Genomic DNA, 11,913 nt, shown 5'->3' on the forward strand with positions numbered 1-11,913 from the left:
CAGATGTACGGCCGCGCGAGTTTCCCTCTCCTCCGCCACCGCATCCTCCTGGGCTGACCACACCCTCCGTCACCACCGACTACGGAACAGACCCGGGTGAGCGGTCGATTCGGGATTAGCATTCTCGACTGGGCCCGGCAAGATCTGTGTTCCCGGTTCTCGCGCGGTGCACAGCGGGACCGATTCACCAACGTCGATCTCCTCGGGACCGAGGACGTACCCCTGTTGCGGGATTCACTTCACGCCCTCGCCTGTACGGTTCAGAAGACGTTCTCATGCGCGGATCACACACTGGCCCTCGGTTCGCCGTCGCGCATCTACGGAACGGGGCGTGAAACGCCTCTGGTACTGCACGGACGCGCCCTTCACCGGCTGCCGCGAGCCGGCGAGGCCGCTCCGGGGGAGGTACTGGACAGCAGTTTGGCCCGGAGCTCCTTGCGAGTGGACACGCCCAGCGCGTCGTAGAGCCTACGGATTCGTCGGTACATCGACCGCTCTGAACAGTAGTAACGCCTCGCCATCTCGCCGACCGGCACCCAGTCACAGAGCATCTTCATCAGTTCCTCGTCTCCGTCGGGGACGAGGTCCTCGCGTGGGACCGGATCGGCGTGAGCTGGTACCGCAGTGCGGAGCGGATCGTGGTCCGCGCCTTCCGCGCCGGCGAGAGCCCCGCGGTTGTGCCGGAGTGCGGCGGCATGCTGCAGCAGCAGCCCCTGCAATACCCTGAGCGACTCGGAAGGATGAACGAGGAGATTCAGAACCCAGTTCGCTCCGCTCTGGATCGCCAAGTGCGTCTGCATTCCGGACGCGTCCGCAACGACCCCGACGATTCCCGAAACTGGGTTGCTCGCGGCAACCTGTGCCACCACGTTTGCATGCTGAGGCGTGAACACCGGAAGAGCGACGAAGGCGTCATCACACTGTTCCATCGCGTCCATGTCGTCCACGTACTTCCATTGCAGTAACTCCGGGGACGCCCGGTCGTAGTACGTGTCGCGTAGTCGCTGCAGCGAACGGTGCGCAACGATGATCGTGAATCCCTTGCAGGCAGCAGTCGAGCCCTGCCCTCCCATGAGAGCCCCCCGTGTGCACTTGAGTAAGGTTCCCGAAATCGGAACCAACTCGATCCACCATCGATCTCGGACGATTCGTCGCTGCCGCGACGCAGAACGATTGCCGGATTCGCGTTCGTACAGGACTGCACCTCCCGTTCAAGATCGCTTGAATGGCCGGACACTGGATGGCCGAAACGTGCGCCGGGAGCAGCGGCTGCGACCTGAAGAAGTGCACGTCGAAAGACATCTCGTCGCGTCGGTGGCTGATCTGCGGTTCACCAGCACCTTCGACGGTGTAACGGACGGGTGTACCGCCGAGTAGGCCGGGGCGGCGGGCCGTCCGCTTATGGCTTGATCATCCCTCGCGGGGGTCAGTTGGCTTGCCTGGTCGGGCCACCCTCACTACAGTTCTACCACTGTCTTAGTAGTTTAGGGATGACATGCTCGACTTCCACCTCGACCGCCGGTCGGGCTTGCCGACATATCTGCAGCTCGCACGCCAGGTCGAGCAGGCCTTGCGCCTAGGCATGCTCAAGCCCGGCGATCAACTCCCCACGGCCAAGGAGGTCGTGGGCCAACTGGCGATCAATCCGAACACTGTGCACAAGGCGTACCGCGAACTGGATCGCATGGGCCTCGTGGAAGCGCGTCCCGGCAGGGGAACGTTCGTCCTTCGAGGACTCGGAGGGACGGCGGCCGAACGGCGTCCGGAACTGCGGGATGAGCTCGTGCGCTGGATCGATGCCGCCTTCGTCGGCGGCATGGAACCGGCCGACATCCATGCGCTGTTCGATGCCGTGATGCGGGCGAGACTGAACCCGCGGGAAGAAGGACCGGAGTGAACGAAGAAGCCTTGAAGGCCGAGGGCCTCGGAAAGCTCTACAAGGGGCGCTGGGCGTTACGAGACCTGACCTTCACCATCCCTGCAGGTCGTATCGCCGCACTCGTCGGCCCCAACGGCGCCGGCAAGAGTACTCTCCTGCACCTGGCCGCCGGACTGATTGCGCCGAGCGCGGGCAGTGTCCGCATCTTCGGTGACGAACCGGCCGAACACCCTGCGGGCCTGGCCAGACTCGCCTTCCTCGCCCAAGACAAACCCCTCTACCCTGGCCTCACCGTGGAGGAGACCCTTCTTCTGGGGGCACGCCTCAACCCCGTGTGGGACGACGGTCTCGCCCGAGAGAGGCTTGAAGGGCTCGAAATTCCCCTCCGGGCCCGCATCCGGCAGTTGTCCGGAGGCCAGCGGACCCAAGTCGCGCTCGGCGTCGCGCTGAGCAAGCGCGCAGACCTCCTTCTCCTCGACGAACCGATGGCGGACCTGGACCCTCTTGCACGGCACCAGGTAATGCAGTCGCTCATGGTCGCCGTCGCGGAGACCGGCATGACGGTCGTCATGTCCTCCCATGTACTGGCCGAACTGGAGGAGGTCTGCGACCACCTGCTGCTGCTCAGCGGTGGAAAGGTCCAGCTGAACGGTGACATCGAGGACATTCTCGACGAGCACGCGATGCTATCCGGATCCGCCAGGCTGACGGCGCTTCTCGCTGAAGGGGTGCACAAGGTCGTACAGACCTCCACCGACGATCGAGGAGTCTCCGCACTGGTCCGCCTTGGGACCCCCGTCACGCAGAGCGGAGTTACCATCCGCACCCCGCGGCTCGAGGAACTGGTTCTCGCCTACATGCGGGGACCTGGGGGCGCTACCGGACGAGAGCACCGGATGGAGGAGGTCCGATGACATGGCTCGCCTGGCGGCAGCAGCGCCCCGTCGCGCTCGCGCTGCTCGCGCTACTGGGGTGTTACGCGACCCTGGCGGTCTGGGAACGCAGCACGTACCCGCAGATGCATGGCGTGACGGCCGGCCTGTCACAGTACCTCTCACTGTTCCTCGGCCTCTTCGTCGGCGCACCCGCGGTGGCGCGTGAGTTTGAACTCGGTACGCATCGACTGGTGTGGACCCAGACCATCACCCGCCGTCACTGGTACCTGACCCGCCTTGCCTGCGCGACGCTCATCTCCCTGGTCAGCGTCGCCATGGTGACCGCCCTGGTGACATGGGCCACGCAGCACCCGGCGCTGTGGACCGCTCCGGACGTGGATCCTCTGAGCCCGGTGTACTTCGATTCCCACGACCTGGTGCCGTTCACGCTCGCCCTGGCCCTCGTGGCGCTCGGCTTCGCCACCGGCGTGCTGTTCCAGAAGACCGTGGTGAGCATGGGCACGGTACTGGTCCTGTGGATCGCCATCACCTCTGGCGGCCCGGCACTCCGTACCGAACTGCAGGAGGCCGACGTCCTCACGGGTTACTGGCCCTGGCAGTTCGCCTATGGAGGGGCCCTAATCCTGCTGGCGGCCACACTCACCCTCGTGGGGCTGCGCCGACTCACCCGCCGATAACCCCTCCCGCGACGGCGGCCTCTACCGAGGCCGCCGTCGCACAGCGTCACACCCCTACTCATTCACGAGGCGCACACCCGTGCCTCACTGCCCAGCACAGCATGAACGAGAGATCCCACACACAGCGCTCGCTCCCAACTGCGCGCAAGTCCCATCGCACCTGACGGCCACTCAGGATAGGCGTCATTCGTGCGTCACGAAGTCGTCGCGGCCGCGGACGGACCGCCACCGAAGCTCCGGAAACCGCAGCTCAGCCACTGTTCTCCACGTCCACCTGCTGCAACCACCCAAACAGGTCGAACCGACGGCCCTTCCCAAGAAAGCGCAGGCCACAAGCCCTATCGGACCGGCTCGAGAACGGCAACACACTCCACGTGCGACGTCATCGAAAAGCTGTCGGATTGAGCAGGTCTCGGAAAGGGCCAGGCCAGAGGCCATTTCTCGGCTCGTTATCCCGTCTACAGGAGGCCAGAGCGTCAAACGAGCGTCATGACGCACAGCACATCCCTCCTCTCTGGGACGGAACAGGTTGCCACGGCCAAGTGCCCCAGCAGGGCCCATTCGCTCGGCAGGCGCTATTGTGGGCTTTCGGGCTGACCGGCTGGCGCACCCGATGAAGGCGGGCCCTCTGCAATCCGTCACCCACCTCGACAACCTGGTCGCACGTCTCGACCGGGGCGAGGGCTGGACGGTGGAAAACACCCACCAGGACTCCAGCATCATCGGCGCGACCTGCCTGTACGCCGTCTACGACCCGGCGTCCCAGCACTGCACCCTCACCCGCGCCGGGCACCCCATGCCCGCGATCGTCAGCCCCGACGATGACGTGAACTTCGTCGACCTGCCCTCGAGATCGCCGCCCGGCCTCGGCGGCATGCCCTTCGAGATGGTCGAGCTTGAACTGGCCGAGGGCACCCAGCTGGTCCTCTACACCGACGGCCTCGTCGAGGACCGGCAGCACGACATCGACACCGGCCTGGACCAGCTCCGTACCGTCCTGGCCTGCGCCGGCCGGGCCCTGGAGGACACCTGCGAGGCGCTCCTCGACGCCTTGCTGCCCACCTGCCCGAGCGACGACGTGGTTCTCCTCGTCGCCCAGCTCACCGCACGCTGGGGACCCGCTACACCTCCGACGGCAAGATCATCTGGACCGAACAGCCACTGCCCTGACGACAGCCGCCCCACCTTGGCGTCCATGACCCAGCCGTGATCCACGGCCCCCCGGCCCCACCTCCAAGGCCCCGCCACCCACGTCGACTTCCCTCCCGCACGGAAGGCCCGGCGACCGTATGCAACGGGACCCCCTACGGCCTTGGTTTGCCTTCCCCGCCACGAAGTGACGACAGGACCAGGCGCCCGTACCGAGTGGTAAGTACTGCCGCTGTGACGGCGATCGAGAGGGCGAGCGCGATGTACAGGTGTGCCACGGAATGGTCGTCGAGGACCTGCAGGATGCCGAGCGCCGTACCGAGAGGCAGGCCGAGTATGGTCAGGACGCCCAGCGCTCCGCTGATTTGCTGGCTCTCCTGCGTCTGTACGAGCCTGCTGTAGTCGGCTGCTTCGGCGAGGATCTCGTTGAATCTCACGGGCAGCCGGTGCTGGTTCTGGAAGGCGAGCAGCAGATCGTTCGCCGTGCCGTGGGCAGTGAGGTGCTGCCGCCAGTAGGTGCTGCGGAAGACCGCGATGTTCCTCTCCAATGCCGAGAGGCGACGTGCCGGTCGGGGTGAGAGGAATATCTCGGAGAGCTCGTCGGTGAGCTCGTCGATGTGATCGCGTTGCAAAGCCCCTAGGAGCAGAGCGTCGAGATAGACGGTACGGGAGTGCAGCGCACCGTAGGCGAAGAAGTCACCCTCCCCTGTATCTGTCCGGTGGCCGAGGAAAGCGGTCCCTTGACGCAGTACCAGGGCGCTCCAGTCCGCCGAGATCCTGACCGTGTCCTTGAGCTGCTCACCAGCGGTCTCCGGCGGCAGGGGGAAGTCCTCCGGAGTGGAGCGTGACGCCAACTGCCACAGCCAACGGTCCGCGGTGGCGGGCAGTTCACCTTCGAGGCCGACGCGAAGGGCCGGGGTGTGCTGCGCCGCAGGGCTCAGGAAGGCGATGGTGTAGGGCCGGGCGTCGAAGGACGGCGCGTCGGCCGCGCGAAGGTCGGCGACCCCGTCGAGCAGCCGGGCCGGGTCGAACGGTCCGGAGAGCGGTGCGTCGGCTTCACGCGGCAGCCGCCCGGCCAGGGCCCGCACCACGGGCAGCAGGGGCCTTTCCACCGTGAAGTGCAGAACAGCGAACGCGTGTTGGGGCTTGCGGGCCGTGGCCGCGCGGAGCAGTTCCATACCGAGCAGACGCATGCCGTCGTGCTTGACGTCGAGCGGCAGGTGCCAGCGGCAGGGTCTTCCCGGCGCCCCGTACAGCGCACGGGCGGAAGCGCGAGTGAAGTACGTCGACCGTATCCGGGCGTCGGTGCTGCGGTTGCCCATGTCGAAGGGGAAGGGCCCTTCCGACCACTCGGGGACGCGCAGCAGCCGTACGGGCAGCACGACGGTCAGCTCCTGGCGCGCCCCTGTGATGTCGTCGAGCGGCGGAACGCCGGCGGTCATCGTCTGCTCGGCGGCGCCGGCGTCCTGGACGATGAAGACAGGACGGGTCATCATCCCGCCCTCGTCGCACTGGGCCGTCGGCTCCTCGCAGCGCGCTCGCGCATCGCCGTGCTCCACGATTCTCCTCTTATGTCCCTCGGTCGTCCCTAGCTGACGCGGGTCCCGCCGCACAGCCACGGCGCAACAGCCGGAACGCAGACTATCGCGGACCCCTGCGAAGCGACGGCGACCGGCATCCCGCCGCCGTCGGACGGCAAAGTCGGATAGCCTCTGCACCGTGCTTTCACGTGAACTCCAGAGCAGGATCGACCGGTTGTGGGACGCTTTCTGGTCGGGCGGTTTGTCGAATCCGCTGGAGATCCTGGAACAGATCACGTACCTGCTGTTCATACGGATGCTCGACGTCCGGCGTACTTCTCAGGAACGGGACGCCGCTTCCGCCAGCGCACCGATCGACTCCGTGAGTACGCCGCTGCTGAACGAACGGCTGCGCTGGTCACGCCTGTTGGACGAGGCGCCGCAACACATGTTCGCCACGGTCCGCGACGAGATTTTCCCCTTGCTTCGTACCTACGGCAACGACAACCCGGAATTCCTCGGGCACTTCGCTGACGCGCGCTTCAGCATCCCCACACCTGGATTGCTCGCAAAGGTTGTCGACACGCTTGAGGGCGTACCCCTCGACGCGGTGGGCATCGGCGGCGACGTGTACGAGTACATGCTGGGCAAAGTCGCGAAAGCGGGCCACAACGGGCAATTCTGGACGCCGCGGCACATCGCCCAGCTCATGGTGGAAATGACGGCTCCCCAGCCCGGAGAGGTCATCTGCGACCCCGCATGCGGGGGTGCCGGATTCCTCGTCGCGGCAGCGGAGTACGTCAACCGGAACCGGCCCGAGACGCCGGAGGGGCCAGCCCGGCACGAGCTGGTCGGCGAAACCACGTTCCAGGGCTTCGACTTCGACACCACGATGCTGCGAATCGGCTCAATGAACATGTGGCTCCACGGGGTACAGAGCCCAGACATCCGCTATCGCGATTCGCTCGCGCAGAACACGGTCGAGGACAGCGGGCGGTACTCGCTGGTCCTCACCAACCCACCCTTCGCGGGCAGCCTCGACTACGACGCCGCTGCTGACGATCTCCAGCGAGTCATCCAGACGAAGAAGACCGAGTTGCTCTTCGTCGCCCTGGTGCTGCAACTGCTCAAACCCGGCGGGCGGGCGGCGGTCATCGTCCCGGACGGTGTTCTCTTCGGCTCAACCAAGGCCCACAAAGAACTACGAAGAATCCTTGTCGAGGATCACCGAATCGATGCCTTGGTGAAACTGCCCAGCGGTGTGTTCAGGCCCTACGCAGGTGTGTCCACTTCGATCCTCTTTCTGACGAAGACCAGCGGCAGGGGCACGGACAGCGTCTGGTTCTACGACGTCACGGCGGACGGGCGGAGTCTCGATGACCGGCGCACACCGCTCCTCTCCCCGGAAAAGCTCGGCCCGACCCCGAGCGAAAGGCTTGATCGGTCCGAGCACGCCAAGAACAACCTTCCTGACGTAGTGAGCCGCTGGCTGCTGCGCCACACGAGCGAACGCGGCCGCAGGCCGAGCGAACAAAGCTTTCTGGTTTCGAAGAAGGAGATCGCCAAGAGTGGCTACAACCTTTCCCTGAACTACTACAGGCAGGCCCACGAGACGAAGGAGCTGGCTCGAGACAGTGTGCGGCTGGGGGACTTCGCCGAAATCTACGGCGGTTCGGTCGCAGCAAGGGAGACGGGTCCAGCAGCGCCCTCGGGCGACCCGGACGTGCGGAGAAGAGTGTTGCAACCTTCTCTGCTGGCCTCCCATCTCTGTCCTGTCGAGACCCTTCCAGTGCGCAAGGACCGGCGCGAGCCCCGGTGGAGGCTACGAGAAGGCGACATAGTCGGTCGCGACCTGGCGAACGTACGGCACTGGACGATTCTCCCCGCAGAATATGAGGGCGTGCAGCCCGGCCAGGGCCTGATGGTCATTAGGCCCCTGGAACATCCAGTCCCTTCCGAATATCTCGCCACCTACCTTTCGAGCCCTCAAGCAGAGCAGCAGATTAAGCTTTACGGTGTCATACCTCGCATCAGGCGCGCTGACCTCGCCGATATCCGTGTCCCGACATGTGAAGGAGACTTCGAGGAAGTTCGTACATCCATCGCACGACTCTCAGAGGGGCAGGTCGAGTCGGACAAGATCCGGGACCAGCTTCGCGAAGCCCGGCTGCGTATCTTCGAGAAGGGATCGAGCAGCGAGCGTCGTGCGAGACTCGACGAAGCGGCGGAACTGAGTTCGCTGATCGCCCAGAATCTCCGAAAGCAGAGCGAGCCATACAGGATCTTCCAGGAGACGTATCCTTATGGAATTGCTCGGGCCGTGCGGAAGTTCCGGCACAGCACGTCGCCCGCAGAGAAGCATGAGGCTGCCCTCCAGTGTGTGGAGTCGCTCATCCTTTCCCTCGGTATCGTCGCCCATGCCAGTGCCGCGAACCGGGGGCGACAGGATCTACCCGAGATCGTTCAGTGGAAGCAGGGCGTGGGAGGCGGGGGTGTGGCACTGGGACACTGGGTAGCGGTCATTCGAGCTGTAGGAGCAGACGCCAAGGAAATCGGCGATCCCGCGTCCGGGCTGGCTGAGGCCACGACCCAGAAGAAAGGGAAAAAAGGATTGATGGCAGATCTCTCCGCTCTTGTCACCCTGAGGAACAAGATCAGGCACGGTGCGGGGCCGCGAACGCGGGCGGAATTCGACAGGAGCCTGGAAAAACTGGAGCGACTGATGTTCAGCAGTTTGTCCTGGTGTACATTCTTGGCGCGAGCCCGGTGGGTGCACATGGACAGGCTTCGTTGGCTTCCCGAAGTGGGAAAGTTCGAAGTCTCGGGCCTCGTACTCATGGGCGATCACCCCGATTTCGAGCCCATCACTTTCCAGACCGACGTCCCCTTGGTCGATGGCGGCCTCTACATGCTGACGCCGCAGGACGAGCCGGTACAGCTCTCGCCGTTCTGCCTGCTCGAGGACTGTCCCACCTGCCTGACCCCCGAACTCTATTACCCGGACCGGCTCACCGCCTCCACGGCGCTGCTGAAAAGCCTTGACAGGGGGCATGAGCTGGAAAGCGACACCGTCTACGCCTCGTTGCAACCATGGATGCAAGCATGAACAAGGTGAAATTCACTGTCCGCAGCTCAGCCGGCTCGATTCTGAGACGCCTCTAGTTGGCTGCTCGGCCCGACCACTCCCCGATGTGTTCCCGAACGCTAACTACCAGACCGGCGATGCCTAAAATTTGGGAACGCTGCGCGTCCTTGGCCACATCAACGCCCGCTCGACCATAGCCACAGCACACGGCGCCGATATGCTAGACCACGAGCCGTCGCCGGACTACACACGGCTCATGGCGGATGTGATCGCCTCGGGCGCCAGGTCTTCGGAACGCCACGGCTGGATGACCTATCTATCCTCCTCAAGTTGGTACACCCGGCTGTGCGCCCCTCTGATTCCCGTGACCGTCACGCTACTGCTCGGACGGCAAGTCAGTTGCTGGAGCGGCTGCGGGATGATGCGTACGGAGACGGGGGCGGTTCCGGCCTCCAGCCCGGAGACGATAACGAGGAAGAAGTCGTCGCTCTCCGATGCTCGCTGAAATTCCGCAGGCGTCAGCAGCACCATGTCCGGCTCGGCGTCCTTATATGCCTTGAGTTCGTAGAACCGCGACAGGGCGTCCACCGCGTCGGCGCCGAGGCCGCGTTGGGCCCGTAGGTCACGCAGCCAGTCGTCGTCGGTGGCGAGTGCCTTGCGCACCACGTCCAGAGCCACCCTTTCCTGCTCCGTACCCGTGTAGGGGCGCGGTGGCGTGTGCTGTTGGGGGATCGCCGATCCGGCGCGAGGCTGCGGCAGGCCGGACGTACCCGAGGTGTACCCGCTCGGCCGTGCGCTTGGCGCGACCGCGGCTGCGTGCTTCGCCGGCGTGATGATGCCGCTCGGATCGACAAGCCTGAGCCTGCCGGGGTCGACGAGCCTCCGCGGTGGAGCGGCGGGGGGCACAGGCGGGGCTGACGGCCCCGGAGGCGATGGGGTGCTGGAGGTAGGCGGCAGGACCACTGCCGTCCGTGGGGTACCGCCCGTTGCGCCGGCCTGCGCTTTGGTCGCGGCACGGCGTTGGTCCACCTCGTCTCCGAGTTCCCGAAGCCGTCGTTCACGTTCGGCCTCCGCCGCTTCCCGGTCGCGCCGCACCTGGTCGTCGGCAAGGCTCAGTTGTACGGCCGTACGGCCCTTCTCGGCCTGGTCACACGCTGCTCCCCAGGCGAGGGCCACCTCGCGGCGGCTGCCCGGAAACCGGGCGGCGATCGACCGGCCCACCCCAGATGTGCGTGTCAGAGCGGCTGTGTCACGGACGTACAACGTGCCCGAGGGCCAGTCGATCCCGGCGTCCACGGGCACGTGCACCGCCCCGCCCGTGTCCGGAAGATCGAGGCGGCAGGCCAGGTGAGGGGCGATGCATACAGTCAGGTCGGCCAACTGGTCCCACGAGCAGTCCAGGGACTGGGCAACGCTCGCGGCGTTGCGCTGCAGGTCCTCACGGAGGTGGGTAACGGCTGACCGGACCAGCGCTGTGGCGTCCGGGTCGGTCGGGGCCGGGCCAGGGCTGTACACGGTGACATGTTCTGCGGCGAGCTCGCTCACACGAAGGGCTCCGATCAACGGCCGGAACTGCTCAAACTCGGCTCCCGGGCACCACACCGCACGTTCCCTACCCAGCGCCTCGGCTACCACCGGGTCTTCGACGGCGTACACGGGCCGCTTACTTCGCCATCCGTGGGTCGTCCAAAGAGGGAGGCGTCCCAGACGCTTGGCCGTCAACGCGCCGGGATGGGTGCGGCCCAGAGCGGCGAGCATCTTCAAGGTCTCCAGGACGATGGACTGGGTCGTCCCGTCCGGCTCGTCCCGGCCCTGCTTCCGGTCCCGCTGTGCCAGTTCCTTGATCACGGCCGTGGCGTCGTCCACAGTCGGCAGGCGCACTGCGAGCCGCTGCCAGAACTCCTCACTGCCTGGAAACGTGGGAGCAAACACACGGAGTGGACCGAAGAGCGGCGCCCCCCGCAGGCACTGGCTCGGCCGACGCCAGCCGGAGTCCGTGAGGACGAGGCCGCTCCCCTCGCCGAACGCCCGGAGTACCGAGCCCAGGGACATCTCCCCCGAGGCTTCCGCGCCACGGCTGAAGGTGCGCTCGGCCAGGGCTTGGTAGAGGATCAGCGCCGCGGGCACATCCCTGTCGCCGCCCTCTTCTTCCCGTCGGCGCAGGCGCTGCAGACATGCCACGAGATCCTCGGTACGGGCCTCCGCAGAAATGCCCAGGGCGCGCAGCACATCACTGCGTCTGCCGACCAGTTGCTGGATCTCGGGATGGAGGAATCGCTCGTCGTCCGCCCCATACACAGCAACCGTGCCGGTGGTCCGCATACAGAGTCGGGCCGGGGCAGTCGGCGCGCCGCTACCGTCGTCCAGCCATGGTGTGTCGCGCAACTGCCAGAGCCAGAAGGCTGCGGTCCTGCCCCTGTTCTGCCATGCGTAGTAGTCGTAAACGGCATCCACCTCGTCGTGGTCGGAAAAGCGGTTCCATGCTCGCCCGAGGACGTGGAACAGCGCTGCCGCCCTGCGCCTGCGGATCTGCGGGTCCTGCTCCGCCGCTATGCCAGCGGCGACGGCACGTAGGTCGGTGCTTTCGTAGTCGTCGAGCGTGAACGTCGCTTTCAGAGGACGTTAAGTCCGTTCTTCCTCGGTTCGTGATCGCTCGATCGTGGTACTGATCGCCATGCCGGACACCTGCTAGACATGTCCATGCTGA

General features: G+C 65.6%; 9 protein-coding genes. 6 read left to right on the plus strand and 3 right to left on the minus strand.

Translation table 11 applies throughout. From position 1 onward, the window contains the following. Positions 1–96: 96 nt before the first annotated feature. Positions 97–465, plus strand: coding sequence for a flavin reductase family protein (locus ACFW2G_RS31990; protein ID WP_384446722.1), 369 nt, complete (start codon positions 97–99; stop codon positions 463–465). On the opposite strand, the gene ACFW2G_RS31995 is transcribed toward ACFW2G_RS31990, so the two are convergent. Beyond that, positions 366–947 (minus strand): hypothetical protein, encoded by a 582-nt coding sequence (locus ACFW2G_RS31995; RefSeq protein ID WP_384446748.1) that lies wholly within the window; start codon positions 945–947, stop codon positions 366–368. The genes ACFW2G_RS31990 and ACFW2G_RS31995 overlap by 100 nt on opposite strands. 548 nt (positions 948–1,495) lie before the next feature. On the opposite strand from ACFW2G_RS31995, the gene ACFW2G_RS32000 reads away from it, so the two are divergent. The 4 genes from ACFW2G_RS32000 to ACFW2G_RS32015 all read left to right on the plus strand — a co-directional run bounded on the left by ACFW2G_RS32000 (position 1,496) and on the right by ACFW2G_RS32015 (position 4,662). Further along, positions 1,496–1,897: a GntR family transcriptional regulator gene (locus ACFW2G_RS32000; RefSeq protein WP_384446724.1), complete on the plus strand. Its 402-nt coding sequence runs from the start codon at positions 1,496–1,498 to the stop codon at positions 1,895–1,897. Further along, on the plus strand, positions 1,894–2,793 hold the full coding sequence (locus ACFW2G_RS32005; protein WP_384585432.1) for an ABC transporter ATP-binding protein: 900 nt from the start codon (positions 1,894–1,896) through the stop codon (positions 2,791–2,793). Before ACFW2G_RS32000 ends, ACFW2G_RS32005 begins: the two co-directional genes overlap by 4 nt. Then, positions 2,790–3,452: a hypothetical protein gene (locus ACFW2G_RS32010; RefSeq protein ID WP_284575206.1), complete on the plus strand. Its 663-nt coding sequence runs from the start codon at positions 2,790–2,792 to the stop codon at positions 3,450–3,452. The genes ACFW2G_RS32005 and ACFW2G_RS32010 overlap by 4 nt, the downstream gene beginning before the upstream one ends. A 613-nt stretch (positions 3,453–4,065) precedes the next feature. After that, on the plus strand, positions 4,066–4,662 hold the full coding sequence (locus tag ACFW2G_RS32015; protein WP_384446729.1) for a PP2C family protein-serine/threonine phosphatase: 597 nt from the start codon (positions 4,066–4,068) through the stop codon (positions 4,660–4,662). A 94-nt stretch (positions 4,663–4,756) separates the two neighbouring features. Here ACFW2G_RS32015 and ACFW2G_RS32020 read toward each other — a convergent pair whose 3' ends face one another. After that, the gene (locus tag ACFW2G_RS32020; RefSeq protein WP_384446731.1) at positions 4,757–6,160 is read right to left on the minus strand and encodes a hypothetical protein; all 1,404 of its coding nucleotides are present in this window, start codon (positions 6,158–6,160) and stop codon (positions 4,757–4,759) included. Positions 6,161–6,320: 160 nt separating this feature from the next. Between ACFW2G_RS32020 and ACFW2G_RS32025 the strand changes: the two genes are divergently transcribed. Next, positions 6,321–9,227 carry an N-6 DNA methylase gene (locus ACFW2G_RS32025; protein ID WP_384585429.1) on the plus strand — a complete coding sequence of 969 codons (2,907 nt, stop codon included), beginning with the start codon at positions 6,321–6,323 and terminating at the stop codon, positions 9,225–9,227. A gap of 291 nt (positions 9,228–9,518) precedes the next feature. Here the strand turns inward: ACFW2G_RS32025 and ACFW2G_RS32030 are convergent, their stop codons facing one another. Next, positions 9,519–11,660 carry a hypothetical protein gene (locus ACFW2G_RS32030; protein WP_384446735.1) on the minus strand — a complete coding sequence of 714 codons (2,142 nt, stop codon included), beginning with the start codon at positions 11,658–11,660 and terminating at the stop codon, positions 9,519–9,521. Between the last annotated feature and the right edge of the window lie 253 nt (positions 11,661–11,913).

The organism is Streptomyces sp. NPDC058880 (genome assembly GCF_042742535.1).
Lineage (GTDB): Bacteria > Actinomycetota > Actinomycetes > Streptomycetales > Streptomycetaceae > Streptomyces.